23 protein-coding genes are annotated in these 18,589 nt (G+C 65.7%); 11 read left to right on the forward strand and 12 right to left on the reverse strand.

The genetic code is table 11. The features are described from left to right. Window positions 1-57: 57 nt before the first annotated feature. Both AB0L58_RS06890 and AB0L58_RS06895 read right to left on the reverse strand, forming a co-directional pair. Window positions 58-1,053: an aminotransferase class I/II-fold pyridoxal phosphate-dependent enzyme gene (locus AB0L58_RS06890; RefSeq protein WP_364382336.1), complete on the reverse strand. Its 996-nt coding sequence runs from the start codon at window positions 1,051-1,053 to the stop codon at window positions 58-60. 145 nt (window positions 1,054-1,198) lie between these two features. Then, a complete protein-coding gene (locus AB0L58_RS06895; protein ID WP_327101563.1) occupies window positions 1,199-1,474 on the reverse strand; it encodes a hypothetical protein in 276 nt (91 codons plus the stop codon). 279 nt (window positions 1,475-1,753) lie between these two features. Here AB0L58_RS06895 and AB0L58_RS06900 point away from each other — a divergent pair, with 279 nt between their 5' ends. The 5 genes from AB0L58_RS06900 to AB0L58_RS06920 all read left to right on the forward strand — a co-directional run bounded on the left by AB0L58_RS06900 (window position 1,754) and on the right by AB0L58_RS06920 (window position 4,970). After that, a complete protein-coding gene (locus AB0L58_RS06900; RefSeq protein WP_364382339.1) occupies window positions 1,754-2,602 on the forward strand; it encodes an SAM-dependent methyltransferase in 849 nt (282 codons plus the stop codon). 59 nt (window positions 2,603-2,661) lie between these two features. Then, window positions 2,662-3,021 (forward strand): hypothetical protein, encoded by a 360-nt coding sequence (locus AB0L58_RS06905; RefSeq protein WP_364382342.1) that lies wholly within the window; start codon window positions 2,662-2,664, stop codon window positions 3,019-3,021. Between the two features lie 72 nt (window positions 3,022-3,093). Further along, window positions 3,094-3,549: a MarR family winged helix-turn-helix transcriptional regulator gene (locus tag AB0L58_RS06910; protein ID WP_364382345.1), complete on the forward strand. Its 456-nt coding sequence runs from the start codon at window positions 3,094-3,096 to the stop codon at window positions 3,547-3,549. Continuing rightward, window positions 3,546-3,968 carry an organic hydroperoxide resistance protein gene (locus AB0L58_RS06915; protein WP_364382348.1) on the forward strand — a complete coding sequence of 141 codons (423 nt, stop codon included), beginning with the start codon at window positions 3,546-3,548 and terminating at the stop codon, window positions 3,966-3,968. The genes AB0L58_RS06910 and AB0L58_RS06915 overlap by 4 nt, the downstream gene beginning before the upstream one ends. 15 nt (window positions 3,969-3,983) lie before the next feature. Continuing rightward, complete coding sequence (locus tag AB0L58_RS06920) at window positions 3,984-4,970, forward strand: zinc-binding dehydrogenase (RefSeq protein WP_364382351.1); 987 nt, start codon at window positions 3,984-3,986, stop codon at window positions 4,968-4,970. A 15-nt stretch (window positions 4,971-4,985) separates the two neighbouring features. Here AB0L58_RS06920 and AB0L58_RS06925 read toward each other — a convergent pair whose 3' ends face one another. After that, window positions 4,986-6,002, reverse strand: a complete 1,017-nt coding sequence (locus AB0L58_RS06925; RefSeq protein ID WP_364382354.1) for an NADP-dependent oxidoreductase — start codon at window positions 6,000-6,002, stop codon at window positions 4,986-4,988. Window positions 6,003-6,158: 156 nt separating this feature from the next. Between AB0L58_RS06925 and AB0L58_RS06930 the strand changes: the two genes are divergently transcribed. Continuing rightward, entirely contained in the window at window positions 6,159-6,908 is a 750-nt protein-coding gene (locus tag AB0L58_RS06930) for a hypothetical protein (RefSeq protein WP_364382357.1), read from the forward strand. Between the two features lie 12 nt (window positions 6,909-6,920). Here AB0L58_RS06930 and AB0L58_RS06935 read toward each other — a convergent pair whose 3' ends face one another. Then, entirely contained in the window at window positions 6,921-7,802 is an 882-nt protein-coding gene (locus AB0L58_RS06935) for an SDR family oxidoreductase (RefSeq protein WP_364382360.1), read from the reverse strand. A gap of 438 nt (window positions 7,803-8,240) precedes the next feature. Here AB0L58_RS06935 and AB0L58_RS06940 point away from each other — a divergent pair, with 438 nt between their 5' ends. From AB0L58_RS06940 to AB0L58_RS06950, 3 genes are all read left to right on the forward strand, one after another. After that, the gene (locus AB0L58_RS06940; RefSeq protein ID WP_364382363.1) at window positions 8,241-8,528 is read left to right on the forward strand and encodes a hypothetical protein; all 288 of its coding nucleotides are present in this window, start codon (window positions 8,241-8,243) and stop codon (window positions 8,526-8,528) included. After that, window positions 8,525-8,812: a hypothetical protein gene (locus AB0L58_RS06945; protein ID WP_364382366.1), complete on the forward strand. Its 288-nt coding sequence runs from the start codon at window positions 8,525-8,527 to the stop codon at window positions 8,810-8,812. The genes AB0L58_RS06940 and AB0L58_RS06945 overlap by 4 nt, the downstream gene beginning before the upstream one ends. A 230-nt stretch (window positions 8,813-9,042) precedes the next feature. Continuing rightward, a complete protein-coding gene (locus tag AB0L58_RS06950) occupies window positions 9,043-10,455 on the forward strand; it encodes an MDR family MFS transporter (protein WP_364382368.1) in 1,413 nt (470 codons plus the stop codon). 13 nt (window positions 10,456-10,468) lie between these two features. Here the strand turns inward: AB0L58_RS06950 and AB0L58_RS06955 are convergent, their stop codons facing one another. Continuing rightward, window positions 10,469-11,314: an enoyl-CoA hydratase/isomerase family protein gene (locus AB0L58_RS06955; protein WP_364382371.1), complete on the reverse strand. Its 846-nt coding sequence runs from the start codon at window positions 11,312-11,314 to the stop codon at window positions 10,469-10,471. A gap of 104 nt (window positions 11,315-11,418) precedes the next feature. Here AB0L58_RS06955 and AB0L58_RS06960 point away from each other — a divergent pair, with 104 nt between their 5' ends. Then, entirely contained in the window at window positions 11,419-11,883 is a 465-nt protein-coding gene (locus tag AB0L58_RS06960; RefSeq protein WP_364382374.1) for a helix-turn-helix domain-containing protein, read from the forward strand. 3 nt (window positions 11,884-11,886) lie between these two features. Here AB0L58_RS06960 and AB0L58_RS06965 read toward each other — a convergent pair whose 3' ends face one another. Continuing rightward, window positions 11,887-12,636: a hypothetical protein gene (locus tag AB0L58_RS06965; protein WP_364382377.1), complete on the reverse strand. Its 750-nt coding sequence runs from the start codon at window positions 12,634-12,636 to the stop codon at window positions 11,887-11,889. Then, a complete protein-coding gene (locus AB0L58_RS06970) occupies window positions 12,633-12,842 on the reverse strand; it encodes a hypothetical protein (protein WP_364382380.1) in 210 nt (69 codons plus the stop codon). The genes AB0L58_RS06965 and AB0L58_RS06970 overlap by 4 nt, the downstream gene beginning before the upstream one ends. A 169-nt stretch (window positions 12,843-13,011) precedes the next feature. On the opposite strand from AB0L58_RS06970, the gene AB0L58_RS06975 reads away from it, so the two are divergent. Beyond that, window positions 13,012-14,397 carry a flavin monoamine oxidase family protein gene (locus AB0L58_RS06975; RefSeq protein WP_364382383.1) on the forward strand — a complete coding sequence of 462 codons (1,386 nt, stop codon included), beginning with the start codon at window positions 13,012-13,014 and terminating at the stop codon, window positions 14,395-14,397. 16 nt (window positions 14,398-14,413) lie between these two features. Here the strand turns inward: AB0L58_RS06975 and AB0L58_RS06980 are convergent, their stop codons facing one another. From AB0L58_RS06980 to AB0L58_RS07000, 5 genes are all read right to left on the reverse strand, one after another. Next, window positions 14,414-15,073 (reverse strand): class I SAM-dependent methyltransferase, encoded by a 660-nt coding sequence (locus tag AB0L58_RS06980; RefSeq protein ID WP_364382386.1) that lies wholly within the window; start codon window positions 15,071-15,073, stop codon window positions 14,414-14,416. A 70-nt stretch (window positions 15,074-15,143) separates the two neighbouring features. Then, window positions 15,144-15,968 carry an FAD-dependent monooxygenase gene (locus AB0L58_RS06985; RefSeq protein ID WP_364382389.1) on the reverse strand — a complete coding sequence of 275 codons (825 nt, stop codon included), beginning with the start codon at window positions 15,966-15,968 and terminating at the stop codon, window positions 15,144-15,146. Further along, on the reverse strand, window positions 15,969-16,124 hold the full coding sequence (locus AB0L58_RS06990; protein ID WP_364382392.1) for a hypothetical protein: 156 nt from the start codon (window positions 16,122-16,124) through the stop codon (window positions 15,969-15,971). A gap of 8 nt (window positions 16,125-16,132) precedes the next feature. Continuing rightward, complete coding sequence (locus AB0L58_RS06995) at window positions 16,133-17,581, reverse strand: amino acid permease (protein WP_364382395.1); 1,449 nt, start codon at window positions 17,579-17,581, stop codon at window positions 16,133-16,135. Window positions 17,582-17,678: 97 nt separating this feature from the next. Next, complete coding sequence (locus tag AB0L58_RS07000) at window positions 17,679-18,506, reverse strand: NADPH-dependent oxidoreductase (protein ID WP_364382398.1); 828 nt, start codon at window positions 18,504-18,506, stop codon at window positions 17,679-17,681. Window positions 18,507-18,589 lie beyond the last annotated feature (83 nt).

Raw genomic sequence — 18,589 nt, forward strand, 5'->3', positions numbered from 1 at the left:
GAATCGCCTCCCGCGGTGTGCACTCGGGTGACCTCGGACCACTCCCGCCACCGGAGATCAGCACGACGCGGCAAGCACCGCGTCGGTCGCCGCGGCATTGCCGACGGTTATCCTGATGCCCGATCCGCAATGCTTGGCCCGAATCCCCGATCGCACGAAAGCCGTACGGAGCCGGTCGATTTCGGTAGCGCCGCAGGCGGTAAGGTACACGAAATTCGCCGCACTCGTCGGCACCGTGAAGCCCAGCTCGCGCAACCCCTCGGTGAGCCGACCACATTCGCGGGTGATCGCCGCGGTGCGCACCGCCAATTCCGCCTCGGCGGAATAGCACGCCCGCACACCGGTCTCGGCCGGTGCGGTAACCCCGAACGGCAACTGCCACCGTCGAATTCGCGCAATCATCGGGACCGCACCGATCGCATACCCGACGCGTGGGGTCGCCAACCCGTATGCCTTCGAGAAGGTTCGCGTCACAACCAGATTCGGATACCGCGTCAACAGATCGGCCGTGGCCACCCGATCCGCCCGCGCGACGAAGTCGATGTACGCCTCGTCGAGCACTACCGTGACCGAAGGATCGATCCGATCGAGGAAATCCGCCAGGTCCCCCTGTCCGATGCAGGTGCCGGTCGGATTGTGTGGACTGCACAGCACAACCACCCGCGTGCGCGCATCGATCGCATCGCGCATAGCGTCGAGATCCTGCCGACCGTCCGCGGTGAGCGGAACCTCCACCGCCCTACCACCTACGTTTCCGGTCAGCGCGGGATATCCGTCGAAGGTCGGCGTCGCCATCACGACGCCGTCATCGGGTGTGACGAACTCCCGCAGGATATACCGGATAACCCCGGTAGCCCCCTCGCCGACGACCACCTGCTCGGGCGGCACGCCGAGCCGTTCGGCGATCAGCGCGGGCAGCCTGCGCGGCAGGTACTCCGGATAACGGTTCGTCGCCACCATTGCGCCCCGCAGCGCGGCACGCACGGATGGTAAAGGGCCATAAGGATTTTCATCGAGCGCGAGCCGATGCTCCAGTTCCGAGGTCGGTGACATGTCGAATCCCCTCGCTCAGTGTCCGGCGACCACCGCAACGGTTACCGGACGTTCGATGAACGGTTCCGTCGAATTCGACGGCTAAAGCGAGCGCCCGCACAGCTGTACGTGCGGGCGCTCGATTCGAATGAATGCTGCGCGGTCGCTAGAGCACGGTATTCATGATCGTGCCGGCACTGGTCGCGACCGCGCCACCGGCCATGGCACTGGCAATCATCTTCGGCGACTGCAGTCCACCCCCGGACCATTTCTCCCAAGCGAACCGACCGCCACCGTAGGTAATGGCGGTGACACCGGACAACTGAATCAGCCAGGTGAAATACCGGCCCATTTGCATCAGTTTGTCCGCCATCGGCGGCGCCTCCGGTTCCGGATTACTGACCTCGGCTAGCACGGTGTCGTGTAACGCGGCGAGAATCATGCTCACTTTCATGCTCCTTGTCGCATGCCGGTACTGGGATAAGAGACTTCGCAATGGACCGCTACAGCGCGTTGACCTCCGTAGATTCAACCTCATCAAGATCATGCGACGGAGCCGACACACCGGAATCGATCCCCTAATGCCATCCGAATCCCAGCCTGCGCGGCATTCGCCGCGCCTATCCTGAGGCGACGAAATTCGCCGAGTGGGCTGCCGACCGTGGGCAGTTCGGCGGTTACGGGCACCCGACGGCCCGACGCGCCACAGGAGGGAATCGTCATGCCGGATAGCTGGTCCGAAGCTGGCGTTGGGGTGCCGACCAAAATCGACACGAGCGTGGCACATGAAGCTCGTGTTTACGATTATTGGCTCGGCGGAAAGGACAATTACCCGGCCGACCGGGCACTCGGCGATGCGATAGCAACCCATATTCCGGCAATCCGGAGTATGGCCCGCGCCAATCGGACCTTCCTGGGCCGCGCGGTGCGCTACGTCGTCGATGCGGGCGTCACCCAGTTCCTCGATATCGGGACCGGTATCCCGACCGCGGGCAATACCCACGAAATCGCCCAGGCCATCGCCTCGGGGGCGTGCGTGGTCTACGTGGACAACGATCCCATTGTCCTGGCACACGCGCGGGCGCTCATGTCCGGCACCCGAGAGGGCAAAACCGCCTTCGTACACGCGGATCTGCACGATCCGGCGGCGATTCTGCGTGCACCGTCCCTGACCGCCACCCTGGACCTGGACCGGCCCGTCGCCATCATGCTGGTCGCGATCATGATGTATTTCCGCGACAGCGACGATCCGCACACCATTATCGATAGCCTGCTCGAAGCGGTCCCGTCCGGCAGCTACCTCGCGATCACCCATCCCACCGCCGATTTCGACGCCCGCGCCATGGCGAGGGTGGTGGCCTCGGCCGAATCCGCCGGTATCACCTTCAATCCACGCAGCCGGGCCGACACCGAAAGCCTGTTCGCCGGAACGAAAATCGTCGAGCCCGGGGTAGTCCCCGTCGTCACCTGGCACCCGGAGTTGATCGGCGGCCGATCGGGTCGAGCACAAGCGATTCCAGCCGATCCGGAATCGGCGTGGTACTGGGCAGGCGTAGGGCGCAAGGCCTGATCACCGAGCGACGTTTGCGTTGGCGTCGGTCGGCAACTCCACCAGTGAGGTGATCGATCATGGTCAATGATCTGGAGAAGCGGTGGACGGCGGATGACCGGACCTTTCACCGGGTGGCGATCTATGTGGCGGCGGTGCTCGCAGTGGCCGCGCTCGTCTTCGTGATCACCGCGATATGGGCGGCCGAACGGAGGCCCTGTGCGGGCGCGGAGACAATGCTGTGTGATACCGCCGCGAAATCCGCGATCCTGGCCGGACCGACCCTGGTGCTGATGTTCGGCGGCATCGGCGCCTTCGTACAGACCTATCGCGAATGGCGGCGCGGCCGGAGCTGGCCGATCTGGCAGGGCGGCGGCTGGTTCCTGTTCACCATGATGATCGTCTATCTCGGCATCGGCGGCGGCAGCGTAGCGGGCTGAGCGCCTGGAGTGTGACATGAAGCACGCCACATTAGGTTGTGCACAATTTAATTGCCCACTATCGTAATCGGTGTGGCCGATCACCTCACCCTCGACGAGCAGTTGTGCTTCCGGCTGTATGCCGCGTCGCGGGCGATGACTTCGGTCTATCGCCCGAAGCTCGAACGCCTCGGGCTGACCTACCCGCAGTACCTGGTGATGCTGGCACTGTGGGAACGCGACGGTCGCAGCGTCGGCGACCTCTGCGAGGCACTGCTGCTCGACTCCGGAACGCTGTCACCGCTACTCAAGCGGTTGGAGGCGGCGGGCCTGGTTCAACGGCGCCGAGCCGCGGCCGACGAACGGCGCGTCGATATCCAACTCACCGAGCGCGGCTGCGAACTGCGGTCCGAAGCCCGTTGCCTGCCGATGGAAATGGGCGAGGCCAGCGGCCTGTCCCCCGATGAATTCACCGGCCTCCGCGAAACCCTTCGGCGACTTGCCGATTCGCTGATGTCCTACCCTCGATCGAAAGAGAGTCAGCCATGACCGCCCTCTACACCGCCGAAGCCCTCGCGACCGGCGACGGACGCAACGGCCACGCCCGCACCTCCGACGGTAAGATCGACGTCGCACTGAACACCCCCAAGGAAATGGGTGGCAGCGGCGTGGGCACCAACCCGGAGCAGCTCTTCGCGGCGGGCTACGCGGCCTGCTTCCATAGTGCGCTGCGGCTGGTCGGCAAGCGCGAAGGTGCGAATGTCGATGATTCCGCGGTCGGCGCGAAGGTCGGCATCGGCCCGAACGACGAAGGCGGCTTCGAACTGAACGTCATCCTCGAGATCTCGCTGCCGCACCTGTCGCCCGCCGAGGCGCAGACCATCGCCGACAAGGCGCATCAGGTGTGCCCGTACTCCAATGCGACCCGCGGCAATATCGACGTCCAGATCACCCTCGCCGACGACTGACGAAAGGAATCCACCATGCGTGCCGTAGTCATCGAAAACTTCGGCGAACCGAAGGATGTGCTCGCCACCGCACAGCAGCCGACGCCCGAACCAGGTGCCGGACAGGTGCGGATCGAGTTGATCCTCGCGCCCATTCACAACCACGACCTGGCGACCATTCGCGGGGTCTACGGCTACAAGCCATCACTGCCCGCTATTCCGGGCACCGAGGCCGTTGGCCGGATCGATGCACTGGGAGCGGATGTCACCGGACTGGAACTCGGTCAGCGCGTGAGCGTTTCCGGCATCCACCAGGTGTGGGCCGAGTATTTCCTGGCCAAGGCGACGCAGGTGGTTCCGCTGCCCGACAGCATTTCCGATGAGACGGCGGCTCAACTGCTGGCAATGCCGCTCAGCGCCCTGATGCTGTTGGAGGATCTGCGGGTTTCGCCGGGCGACTGGATTGCGATCAATGCCGCCAATGGCGCGGTCGGTCGCCTGGTGAACATGCTTGCGCGGGAACGCGGACTCAATGTGCTCAACCTTGTTCGCGGCCCGGCCTCCGTCAAAGCGTTGCGGGAGTTGGGTTTCGAACCGGTCTTCGATACCGAGTCCGAGGGTTGGCTCGACCAGGCCGTCGCGGCGACGGCGGGCGCGCCGATCGTGCGCGCGGTGGACCAGGTAGGTGGGCGGACGGCCGATGCGCTGCTTTCGCTACTCGGGCAAGACGGTGAGCTGATCTCGTTCGGTGCGCTGTCCGGTCAACCGCTGTCCATCAATCCGGGTCCGCTGATCTTCAAACAGGCTGTGGTCAAGGGCTTTTGGGGTTCCAAACGAGCCGAGCAGACCAGCGGTGCGGAGATGCGCCGCCTGATCAGCGAACTCGTGGGGATGGCGGCGACGGGTGCATTGCGCCTCGATGTCGAGGCCGTCTATCCGCTGGAGTCCGCCGCCGATGCCGCCGCCGCGAGCGAAACACCGGGGCGGTCAGCAAAGATCGCGCTGTCGCCGCAGCCGGTCTGATCCGATCCGGGTCCGCTACCCGACCCGCACCACGAGTTTGCCGAAGTTACGGCCCTCGAGCATGCCGATGAACGCGTCCGGTGCATGCTCGAGGCCTTCGACAACATCCTCGCGGTAGCGGACCCGACCCTCGGCGATCCACCCGGACATCTCGCGCAGGAAGTCCTTGTACATCTCCCGAACGAATTCGGTCTGGATGAATCCGCGCACCGTGAGACTCTTGGTCAGAATGCGACCGTAGAAGCCGGGCAGGCGATCTGGGCCCTGGGGCGTGCCGGTCGCGTTGTAATTCGCGATAAGACCGCAAACAGGCACGCGCCCATAGGTATTCAGCAACGGGTAGACCGCGTCTGCCACCGCACCGCCGACATTTTCGAAGTAGATATCGACGCCATCGGGCACCGCGGCGCGCAGTTGATCGACGAAATCCGGCGCGCGATGGTCGATTGCGGCATCGAAGCCCAATTCCGCACGCACATAGGCGCATTTCTCCGGGCCACCCGCGATCCCGATCGCTCGTACGCCCTTGATGCGTGCGATCTGACCGACCGCGGAACCCACGGGGCCACTGGCCGCAGCGACCACCAGGGTCTCCCCCGCCTCGGGCTGCCCGATCTTCAGTAGCCCGGAGTACGCCGTGAACCCCGGCATACCGAGCACACCGAGCGCGGTCGATATCGGCGCGTTGTCCGGATCCAGTTTGCGCAGCCCCGCCGCGGACGTGACCTGATGGGTCTGCCAGCCGGAATAGGCTTGCACCACATCACCTTTCGCGAGTGAAGGAGCGCGCGATTCGAGCACCTCGGCGACGGTGCCGCCGACCATCACATCGCCGATCTCGACCGGAGCCGCGTACGACTCGGCGGCACTCATCCGCCCACGCATATACGGATCGAGAGACAAATACAAGGTGCGCAGCAGCACCTCGCCCTCGCCGGGCTCGGGAAGTGTCGCGGTCTCGATGCGGAAATTCGCCGGGGTCGGTGCGCCCTCCGGCCGGGATGCCAGCACAATCCTCGTCGACTCGACCATATGGCTTACCCTATCGCTAGCCAGTCACCCAGGCACGGAATAGCTAGTTCGGCTAACGGATATCGCGCCGCCACCGATAGCGGACTGTCGACTCCCTGAGACAGTTCGCGGCTTCACCGAAGTTCGTATTCGACTACGACCTGCTCAGGAGTTAATTTGGCACCGCAATTTCGCATCGGAAGCCCCACACGGGCGGCAATCACATCGACCACCGCCGCAGTGGTGTTGCTGCTGAGCGTCGGCCTCGGCATCGCGACGGCACGCCCCGTCGGTCCGTTCGACGTCGGCGGAGCCATCGAGGTCGAATACGACCAGGTAGGCGGCCCCGGCGTACTCGGCGACCCGACCGGCCCCGAACTCGATGCCGCCAACGGCGGCCGGTACCAGACATTCGAGCGCAATGCCTCGATCTACTGGCATCCCGATACCGGCGCCAACCAGGTCGGCGGCCCGATCCGCGACAAGTGGCGTGACCTGGGCTGGGAGACCGGCGTGCTGCGCTACCCCGTCACCCGTCAGCTGTCCACGCCGTCGGGATCCGGCACCTACAACGTTTTCCAGGGCGGGTCCATCTACTGGTCCCTCGGCACCGCAGCGCACCAAATCGGCGGCGCGATCCGGGACAAGTGGGGGTCCTACGGCTGGGAGAGCGGCGCGCTCGGGTTCCCGCTCACCGACGAGGCGGCCGCGCGCGCCGACAACGGGCGCTACAACCTGTTCCCGGGCGGCGCGATCTATTGGTCCCCGCGTTACGGTGCGCATGTCGTCTGGGGCGCGATCCGCGATCTGTGGGTGTCCAACGGCGCGGAATCCGGGCGCTACGGGTTCCCGACGGGCGATGAATACGACTACGAAGGCGGGAAGGCGCAGGACTTCCAGGGTGGTCGGATCACCTGGCAGCCCTGATGCAAACAGACCCTAGTCTTCGCTGAGCGCCTGCGTCCGGGCGCTGAGCGAACGACCGAGCCCGGCCACCTCGGCATCCATCTCCGGCAGCCATATGGGAATGGTCTTGCCGTTCGCGCGCTCGGCGAACGGCGTTTGCAGCAGCGGCCGCAGCCAGCGGAGCGCCCCCACCCAGGCGGGCACGTTGATCCGCCTGGCGCGCCGCTCGATCCCCCGCTCGAACCTTGCGGCGCAGGTCTGCACCGAAGTCGTCTTACGGATCGGCCTCGGCAGTTCGGCGAGCGCTCGTGCCACCGCGGGCAGGTCGGCGAAACTTTCGCGCACGAGTGAGGTGTCGATCCACGACATGTGCGCGGACCCGACACCGACACCGCGGTGCGCGACCTCGAGCCGCAACGCGTTCGCGAAGTGCTCGACCCCGGCCTTGGCGGCGTCGTAGGCCGCCATCCCCGGCATCGCCAGATAGGCCGCGACGGAGGAAACGATCAGCACGTACCCCCGCCGCTCGATGACCGATGGCAAAGCGGCGCGAACGGTGTGGAAGCAACCGACGAGGTTGACCTCGATCACCCGCCGGAAGGCGGCGGGGTCGACCGCCAGGACCGACCCGTAGCTGGCGATACCTGCGTTCACCACGACGATGTCGATGCCGCCGAACCTCTCGATCCCCTGCGCGACCGCGATCTCCATCGCCGCGAAGTCACGCACATCGGCAGCGACCGCCACGACATACTCGTCGCCGCCGAGTTCGGCCGCGAGCTCCCGCAACGGGAGTGAGTCGACATCGATGAGCACGAGATGCGCGCCGCGCGTACGCAATCGACGAGCAACCTCGGCGCCTATGCCACGCGCACCGCCGGTGATGAGTACGACCTTGCCGGTGAAGGCGGCCATGGTCCTGAAGTCTAATCCGTCCGCTATCTGACAGCATCCACACCGCCGAATCGTCACGGGTTCGGCCGCATTCCGTTACCTGTACCTGTGACGGGCTATCGACAAGCGGCTGAGACGACCCGACTTTTCAGGCCCACCCTGGAGGATTGATGCCCAGGAACCAGTGATCGTCAGCGATCCGTGGTCGGTGCGTGGCCGCGCCGGTTTGTCACCGAGCCAGACCGCGGCGATGCGCAGTGCGCGTTGCAGGGTGCGGACGGCGGCGCCTGCCAGAGTGCGCCGCCTTGGCATCGAGGAACGAATTGATCCTGACCGCAAGGACTTTGCCCAGTCCTTCACCGCAAGTTTCGTTATGCTGACCGCAATACGGGGAACGCGCGGAGTCGTGTCGGACCGCGGGTCCCGTATCATCGGGATGCGCTTGTTCTAGGGGGTTTCATGCGATTCGATGTCAAGACATCGGTACGGGTACTAGCGGTGGTCTGCCTTGTGGCCCTGGCGGGTTGCTCGAACGACTACAACGACAAGCGGGGCAGAGGAGACGCCCCGGTGAAGGACGGCCAGGGCGACAATACACCCGCCGAGGTGTTCAATATGCCGGACGGTTTCGGCAATGTCGCCACCAAGTGCGTCGGCCACGGATATCGGGCATACGTCACCACGAACGCCACCGGACCGTCGAACATCAATATCGTTGCCGACGACACCTGCAAAACGAAACCATGAAGTACCTAGCAGTCACCGCCTGCCTGCTGCTGTTGGTCGCAGGCTGTTCCCGCCAGCACTACGAAGAGCGCGGCAAAGCCGATGCGCCGGTCAGCGGCCAGCACGGGGAGAACTCCGCCGCCGAGGTCTTCGATTTCCCAGATGGTTTCGGCAACCTGGCGACCAAATGTGTAGGCAAGGGCAAGCGCGGATACGCCACCACCCGCTGGATCTCCTCGGACGACAAGCACCCCGAAATCGTCCCGGCCAATGCGGTCCTCGTGGACGACCCGAACTGCAGCTAGCCACCGCCCCCGCACACCGAGAATCAGGCGTAAGAGGTGCCGGGCACCCTGTCCCCTGACCGGGCACCCCTTGCATGAGTTGCCCGGCCGCGAGACGTGGTGCCCAGTATCGCGAGGAGGTCGCGGTAGCGGCTGGCCGATTGGTAGCGGAATGATTCCGGGCGGGAATAGCTGTGGGCGGGATGCGTTGCTTGGGGGTGGTTAGTGGTGCGATGGAGAGGGGTCGGTCGGTGGCAATCGAGGCAGTGGAGTCGTCTGTCGGTCTGCGATCCGATCGGGGGGCAATCCTCGGTTCGCTGATGCTCGCTACGGGGCTGGTCGCGCTGGATTCGACCATTATCGCGACCGCGGTGCTGACCATCACCAACAGCCTCGGCGGGTTCTCGCAATTTCCGTGGCTGTTCTCGATTTACCTGCTGACACAGGCGGTTACGGTTCCGGTATACGGCAAGGTTGCCGATACGGTCGGGCGCAAACCGGTAATCCTGTTCGGCATTGCGGTTTTCGCGCTCGGGTCGCTGCTGTGCGGTGTGGCGACGAGCATGTTGGGGCTGATCATTTTCCGCGCGGTGCAGGGCATCGGCGCCGGCGCCATCATGCCGATGACTATGACCATCGCCGGAGATCTGTACACCCTGACCGAACGCGCCAAAGTGCAGGGCTATCTGGCCAGTGTGTGGGCCATCTCGGCGGTGGTGGGACCACTGCTGGGCGGGCTGTTCGCCGAATACGTCAGCTGGCGCTGGATCTTCCTCATCAATATCCCGCTGTCCGCCCTCGCCGGGTGGATGCTGGTGCGCAACTTCGAGGAGAGCGCGCAGCGGCGCGAACAGCGCGTCGACTATCTCGGTGCGGCGCTGCTCACCGTCGGCGCGGGGGCGCTGATTCTCGGATTGCTCGAGGGCGGACAGGCCTGGGCCTGGTCGTCGCCGATCGGCATCGGCATCTTCGTCGGCAGCGCGCTCGTGCTGGTGCTGTTCGGTCTGGTGGAGCGCCGGGCGGCGAATCCGATTCTGCCGCTGTGGGTTTTCACGCGACGGGTAATCATCGCGAGCAGTCTGGTTTCGGTACTGGTCGGCGCGATCCTGCTCGGCATGACCTCGTATGTGCCGACCTTCACCCAGGGTGTGCTCGGTACCGGGGCGCTGATCGCGGGTCTCACCGTCGGTGCGCTCACCCTCGGCTGGCCGCTGGCCGCCTCGCAGGCCGGAAAGGTCTACCTGCGCATCGGTTTTCGCGCGACCGCGCTGATCGGCAGCACCCTGGCCACGGTAGGTGCCGCGACCACCCTGCTGATCGATGAGAACTCCACGCTGATCCAGGTCGCAGCTTCGTGTTTCGTGATCGGCACCGGTATGGGCTTGGTCGCCACACCCACCCTGATCGCGGCCCAGACCACCGCGGAGTGGTCCGAGCGCGGCGTGGTCACCTCGGCGAATATGTTCGCCAGGTCATTGGGCAGTGCGGTCGGTGTCGCGATATTCGGCGCGATCGTGAACTCGCGCGTCGGCGACACCGACCATCCGGCTCCGGCACTGCTGTCCTCGGCGGTGCATCTGGTCTTCCTCGCGGTGGCCGCAATGGCCTTGGTCATGGTGACCGCATCCGCGATGATGCCGCGCCGAGGCGCGAACGCCGCCTGACGCCTTTCGCAGGCTAGGCATCCACCCAGAAGTCGCGGGCCAGGCCGCGGCGCAACTGCCACAGCCGGCCCTTGGCCGCGAAGTCGCGCAGTCCGTCGCCCTGATCCGCATCCGCGGCACGCCAATTGCCGTTGACCGCGGTGGTGATGCCGGCCGACAGCACCTCGAAGCCCTGGGCGGTATAGAGATCCGCTTCGACACCGCGGTTGATGATGAACTTCAGCTGCCGCAACATTTGCTGGTTCTTCGACCGCAGTACCTCGATGAGCGCGTCCACTTCCGGTTCGAGCCGGTCATCGGCGACCACGCGGTTCCAGAGGCCGAGTTCGCGGGCACGCGCGGCCGGATACAGGCCGCCGAGCATGTTCACCTCCTTGGCCAGCCGCCTACCGATCAAACGCGACAGCCGGGTGGTCCCACCCCAACCCGGGGTGATGCCGACATCGACCTCCGGCATGCCCCAGCGGGCGCGTTCGGTGGCGACGACGAAATCGCAGGCCATGGTGATCTCCAGACCACCCCCGACCGCATAGCCGTCGACCGCGGCGATCGTGATCTTGTCGAGTTCTTCGAGCGCGTTGGCCGTCGCCTGGTAGCGCCGGACCATCCGAATCGCGTCATCGATATCACCGGCACCGTCGAGCAGACCGGCGAATTCGACCAGATCGTCACCGGCACAGAAGGTTTCACCGGCACCCGTGATCACCAGGACCTTGATAGTCGTCGATTCCTGGACCATGGTGATCGCCTGGAAGAGTTCGGCGCTGAGCGCAATCGACAGCGCATTGCGGACCTCGGGCCGATTCAGCGTGATCCGTGCGATCGGTCCCTTTTCCTCGAAGTGCAGTAGTTCGAACATGAATCCTCCTCTGTCACCGAATATCGGCATTCGGTGTGGACAATTCAGTAGTAACCAGCAGAGACTGGTTACACAAGGAGACCACACACCCGAGGAGAAACCAGGTGCCCGCCAGTAACCAGCCCACTGCCGCACGGCCGCCGGACGGGATCGCCAGCGCGGCGCATGTGCTCGGCGACCGCTGGACCATGCTCATCATCCGCGAATGCTTCTACGGCATCCGCCGCTTCGGCGATATGGTGCGCAACCTCGGCATAGCCCGAAAAGTCCTGGCCGCGCGCCTGAAGGAACTCGTCGAACTCGGCCTGCTCGAACGGCGGCGGTACCGTCGCGATCCCGACTGGTACGAGTACGTCCTCACCCCGGCTGGCCGCGATCTGTACGGCGCGATCCTCGCCCTGTTGCACTGGGCCGATGTCCATCGACCCGCTTTCGGCGAACGTGTCCGCCTCCATCACATGCCCTGCGACCACGACACCCACGCGGTCGTGGTCTGCGCGGTATGCCGTCAGGAACTCGATCCGCGCGAGGTGGAGGCGCGGCTGCCCCACCCGACGACCACCGAGTAGACGCTATCGGCCACGTCGCTCCGCGATTTCGGCCAGCGCGCGGGTCCGCTGCTCGGCGGGTAATTGTTCGGCGGCGACGCGGACCACGTCGACCGCGGCTTCGGAGAGGGCGTCCAGTATGCCGCGATACTCCGACCAGAGGTCATTTTCGGCTGTGGCACACAGCATTTCGGTGAGCTTGTCGGGGGAGACCAGGTTGACGAAGCGTGCCAGCTGCGTGGCGTCGTCGACAAGGCAGGCCGAGCGGACGAGCGCGATGCCATCGAGCGCGGATTCGGTGGCGCGGGCCACAATATCGGAGATCGAGGCAACCAGATCGCCCAGGGTGATCCAATCTTCGCGGGCCGCGAGCTCTTTGCCGATCGCGACAACGGTCGCCTCGGGCAGGCCACCGTTTATGGCCGCGGAATGACGGGGATCGAGCCGCGCGGCGATATCGGCGAGGAAGTCGACCGGCAGGCGCTTGGCGACATCCACCGCGTGCGACGGGTCGAGCACGCCCGACATTCGAGCCGCGAGTAGGGCACCGCGACTGCGCGCCACCATTTTCGCGGTAATCGGCGTCGGAATAACCTTGGACGCCTGGGCAACCCGCCGCAACCCAGGCTCCTGCCCGGCCACGAACAGATCCGTGACCTGGCGCCGGAATGCCTGCAGATCCGCGTCGGACACGTCGCCGAGATAATCGAGCTCTTCAACCGGAACACCCAGTGTCCGTGCGAGTTTCAGTAACTGCGCCGTCGGTGCCGTCACAGTCCGGCCGCCTTCTTGACCGGGCCGCGGAGCAAGCGCGGCAGGAAGTCGAGCATGCCGAAGGCGGCCTCCCTGAGCTCGCCCCCCTGCCGCCATCGGGCATCCTCGATCACCTGGGCGAGTTCGGCTTGGTGCTCTGGGCTCAGCGCGGCAATGCCCGGGGGTAGATCATCGGGTATCAGCTCCGCCAGCGTGTGCTCTGCCATAGTTGCCTCCGTCGGGCACATCGGGTTCGCTCATGATCAACAGTGGGGTGATTTGCGGCTGGATGCAAGAACCAGCGCTGTCCGGGGGTCATTGACGCCGGTCGCGCGCCGGTCCTACCGTCGGAGCATACGACCGAGTCGATCGGTCACGGGTGGATCGGTGGTCGCCATGGGTGTCGAGCGCACGGTGGATATCGCGGTGATCGGCGGCGGACTGGCCGGATTGACGGCGGCTCGCCAGTTGCGCCGCGACGGATTCGATGCGGTGGTCGTCGAGGCACGGGATCGGGTGGGTGGTCGCACATTGAACCACCCGATCGGGCAGGACAAGATCGTCGAGGTCGGTGGGCAGTGGGTCGGTCCCGGTCAGGACCGGGTGCTGGCGCTGATCGACGAATTGGGACTGGAGACGTTTCCCACCTATACCGCCGGTCGGCATCTGTTCGAACATCGCGGGAGGCTGCGGCGCTATCGCGGTCGGATTCCGTTGATCGCCTCCCCCGCCCTGCTGGATGCCTATATCGGTCTACAGCGGTTGGATCGGATGTGTCGTCTGGTCCCGGCGAACACACCGTGGTCGGCGGCGCGGGCACGGCAGTGGGATAGCGAGACCGTCGAATCGTGGATGCGACGTAACCTGCATTCGGATATCGCGCGCCGCGCCATCACCATGGTCTGCAAGGCGGTGTGGGCCGCCGATCCCGCCGATGTGTCGCTGCTGCATCTGCTCGCGTATCTCAATGCCGGTGGCGGGGTGGATGCGATGATCGAAACCGACGGTGGCGCACAGCAAACCCGGATCATGGGCGGTTCGCAGCGGATCGCGCTGGCGCTGGCGGAGCAGTTGGGCGAACATGTGCTGCTGGATACGCCGGTGCGCAAGATCGAGCACACCAACGGGTCCGTCGTCGTGTACGGCGACGACATACGGATCCTGGCCCGCCGAGTGATCGTGGCAATGAGTCCGGCACTGGCTGGTCGGCTGGTGTACTCCCCCGCACTGCCCGCCGATCGCGACCAGCTCACTCAGCGCATGCCCAACGGCTCGGTCATCAAGACCATGGCCGTCTACGACACCCCCTTCTGGCGTGCCGACGGGCTGTCCGGACAGGTGACCGCCGCCACCGGACCGGTGAAGGTCACCTTCGACAATTCCCCGCCGGACGGGGATCCCGGTGTGCTGCTCGCCTTCCTGGAGGGCGGCGATGCGCGGCGTCTGGGCCGCTACCCACTCGAGGAACGCCGCGATATCGTGATCTCCAGCCTCACCAGATTTTTCGGCCCGGCGGCAGCCACCCCCATGGACTACATCGAGAAGGACTGGTCCGCCGACGAGTGGACGCGCGGCTGCTACGGAGCCTTCATGCCGCCCAATACCTGGACCGAATACGGGCCGGCCCTACGCGCCCCGATCGGCCGAATCCATTGGGCCGGAACCGAAACCGCGACCATCTGGATGGGCTATATGGACGGTGCCATTCGTTCGGGTGAACGCGCCGCTGCGGAGATCACGGCTTTGGTCGGGACAGCCCGAAGGCCGCCGGCAGTCATTTGAGTCTTGCGGTCCTGCCTTACCCCTCAGCCGAGCGGCTGAACTCGGCGCACCACCGTTGTGTCTCGCAATTCGCCTCGATATTCACGGTCCGAAATTCCTCGGCCGCGAACGCATTGAGCTGCGACCGGGTGAGTGGCCACGGTGGTCCGCTGACCTGCTCCCCCTCGGCTCGAATTCCGGCGATAACGATCAGCTGACCACCGGGCGCCACGGCCCGTCGGATATTGGTGATCGCGGTGTCACGCACCGACTCCGGCATCGACTGCACCGTAATCGACTCGACGACGAGATCGAACGCATCCCGCCACGCAGCGGGCGGATCCAACAGGTCGGCCACCACATATTCCACGGCCGATGCCGGAAACCGTTGGCGGACTTCGGTAATCGCGGTCGACGAAATATCGAAGGCGGTAGTCGCGAAGCCGAGCCGCGCGATGTATTCCGCATCCTGCCCGTATCCGCAGCCGATCACCAATGCCCGCCGCCCGGCACCGTTCGACGCGCGCCTCTCGGCCCATTCGACCAGCATCGGATTGGGCTGGTCGCGATCCCACGGCACAATCGCCGCCCCGGCGGCCGCCGCCGCATACAGCCGCTCGAACCACCCGGTCGGATCGTCCTGTGCGAGCGACTCCGCGGCCAACCTGCTGGCGTCGGCGTCTCGATTCACCGCCATCCAGCCAGTCTCGCACGCGGAGTCGACCGCTCGACGATGCTTGATGCGCCGGACGCCACGCCCACCGACATCAGAACCGGCCGCGCCGGAAGGCTTCGGCGACCTCGGCGCGCTCGGCGCGGATCCGACTGCGCCGGGTCGCCATGGTCTCGGCGATCGAGGTTCCGGCGACGAGTGCCCGGTACAGGGCGACGGCGTCTTCGATCGCATCGCGGGCGCCGACACCCGCGGCGGGGGTGATGGCGTGATCGGCGTCGCCACAAAGGATTACATCGTCTCGAGGTGGGCGCGGATGCGTCAGCGGCACATCGCGGGCATTGCTGACGTGCACCGTATCGGTGATCGCGAGCAGCGAGTCGATCAGTCCCGGAATGGCGGGCAATGCGGCGTGGATCTGCTCCGCCCAGGCCGCGACCGGGTGGAAACCGCTGTCCGCCATCGGGATCGGCAGACGACGGATGCTGGCGAACCAGACCGCCGCCTGGTCGTTCCACAGGTGCCCGAAGGCGTCGGTCGGCCGGGCATTTCCGGTGCGATGGAAGTGCAGTACCGATTCTTCGGTCGGCAGCGTGATCGGGGCAGTGGTGACCCCGTAGATGACGACCTGACCCGCATAGACGGCGGGGCGGTCGGGCTCGAGGCGGGCGCGCACGAGCGAGTCGATACCGTCCGCTGCGATGACCGGCCCGTCCGATGCCACCGATTCACTTGTCAGCGACAGGGTTCCGCTTTCGAGGTCCAGATCGGTCACCGGACGGTCGTAGTGGAACTCGGCGGCCGTGGCGTGGGCGAAGTCGGTGAGCACTCGTAGTAGATCCGGGCGGAAGTAAAGCCGCCGATCGGCACCGGGCTGGGCGCGATACCCGGCGAGGTCGTGCAAACCGACTGCGCGCACCTATGAGGCGGCATCCAGGTCCGCGCGATCCAACCCGAGCTCACCCAGTGCCGCATGCGCCCGGCCGTCGAGGGTGAGAAACGCACTGCCGTCGACCACGGACCGCCGCTCGTCGAGCACGGTACCCGCGATACCGCCGCCGATGATCGTGACCATGTGACTCCTCAGTCCGGCACGGACCATCCGGCCACCGGTTCGGTGACCGCGCCGCCCTTGCCGAGCTTGGTCATCGCCAGATAGCCGCCGCCGACCAGTACACCCCAGACCACTCCGACAATAATCGCCGTGCGCCCGCTATCGGTCCAGAACAGCAGGACGACAACCAGACCCAGGAAGGCCAGCGCCAACCAGGTGGTGATCGGAGCACCGGGCAGGCGGTAGTCGCTGGCGGGCAGTTCGCCACGGCCGACCTTGGCACGGTAGATCAGATGGCACACCAGGATTACGCCCCAGACGAAGATGATGCCGATGGTGCTGACCGAGGTGATGTAGTTGAACGCCTTGTCCGGCGAGATCACATTCACGATCACACCGATGACCATCGCCGCCGCCGAAGCGGTGATGCCGACATACGGGACCGCGCGCGAACTGAGCTTGTTCAGCCCGGCGGGCGCCTCCCCGTGCAGCGACAGGGTGCGCAGCATGCGGCCGGTGGAGTAGATACCCGAATTGCACGACGACAGCGCGGCGGTGAGCAGTACGAAGTTGATGATGCCCGCGGCGCCGGGAATGCCGATCTGCTGGAACACCTCGACGAACGGGCTCTTGCCCGCGTGGAAGGTGCGCCAGCCGGCCACCGACATGATCACCACGAGCGCGCCGACGTAGAACAGGCCGATGCGGAACGGCAGCGTGTTGATCGCCTTGCGCAGCGTCTTGCGCGGGTCCCGAGCCTCGCCCGCGGTCACGCCGACCAGTTCGACGCCGACGTAGGCGAACAGCACGATCTGCAGCACCAGTAGCGACTGTCCGAACCCGTTCGGGAATACACCGCCATCGGCCCACAGGTTGGTGACCGTCGGATCGGCGGCATGGCCGAACCCGATCGTCAGCACCCCGATGCCGATGAGGATCATCGCGATGATCGCGGTGACCTTGATGGTGGAGAACCAGAACTCGCCCTCACCGAACAGCCGCACCGAGATCAGGTTGGCGCAGAACATCACCGCCAGAACCACCAGCGCGGTCAGCCATGGTGCGATATCGAACCAGTACTGCACATACTTCCCGGCGACCGTGATCTCGGCCATGCAAGTCGCCACCCACACCGCCCAGTAGGACCAGCCGGTGACGAATCCCGCGAAGCGCCCGAGGAATTCGTGCGCGTATTCGGCGAAGCTGCCCGAGATCGGCCGATAGGTCAGCAACTCTCCGAGTGCCCGCATGATCACGAAGATCGCCAGACCCGCCGCGAGATAGGCCAGGATCAGCCCGGGGCCAGCCTGCTCGATCGCGCCGCCCGCACCATAGAACAGGCCCGTGCCGATCGCACCACCGATCGCGATCATCTGAATGGTCCGCGGACTCAACCCTCGGGCGTACCCCTCTTCACCGGATACGGTCGGGTCGGTGGGCGCCACATCAGCTTGTAGCTGACGGTCAGAGGCTGTCATGGGTGGTGCAGTCCTTCCCCTGGAGCTCGAGAGCGATCAGCCCGCCAGGCTACCGGCCGTACCACCGGCCCGCCGCTCGGCCCGAACTCCACCGCGATCAGCGCAAGCGGAACCCGTGATTCGCCAGGGACTCGCGGAGCCGGTGGCGGCCGTTGAGGCTGGTCGCGGAGGCCAGACGGGCCAGGACGCGTTCGGTCCAGGAGTGGGCGAGTTGCTGTTCGGCGTAGAACGCGGCGATGCGGACTTCATAATCCGCGACATGGGGGCGTTGGGTGGGCAGGTCGTAGGTTTCGTGGTGTAGGACGGCCGGTTGCGGGAGGCGCGGTTTGACGCGGGCGTCCTCGCTGGGATCCGGGTGTCCGACTACGAGACCGAAGACCGCGAAGACCTGTTCGGGCAGTCGCAGTTCCGCCGCGACCTGTTCTGGATTGTTGCGGATCGCGCCGACGTAGACGGTGCCGAGGCCGAGGGATTCCGCGGCGACGACGGCATTCTGCGCGGCCAGGGCGGCGTCGATAAAGCCGACGTAGCTCGATTCGAGATAGTCGGCACCGGCCAGGGGCGCGTCGTGGTCATCGGCCAGTTGACGCAGCCGGGCGAAATCGGCGGTGAACACCAGCAGCACCGGGGCCTGTTCGACATGTGCTTGCCCGCCCGCCAGCGCGGCGAGGCGCGCCTTGCGCGCCGGATCTCGGACCGCGATGACGCTCCACACCTGCAGATTGGAGGAGGTCGGCGCGGACTGGGCCGCCGAGATGAGCAGGCGCAGGGTGTCGTCGGAGACCGGACCGGCGAGGTAGCGGCGCACCGAGCGGTGCTCGTGCAGCACCTGCAGCACCGGATTCCACTCGGCGGGCTCGGTCGGGTTCGGATCCCGATAGCGCTGCTGGATGGCGTTGGCGGCGCTCGGCACAGTCTGCGTCATGCCGATCATCCTGTGGCATGGACGGCGCGCCCGTCTGCGGTAACCCTCACCATGAACAGAACCGGGTACGGTTGGTAAGGCAA

The organism is Nocardia sp. NPDC052112 (assembly GCF_040680135.1).
GTDB lineage: Bacteria > Actinomycetota > Actinomycetes > Mycobacteriales > Mycobacteriaceae > Nocardia.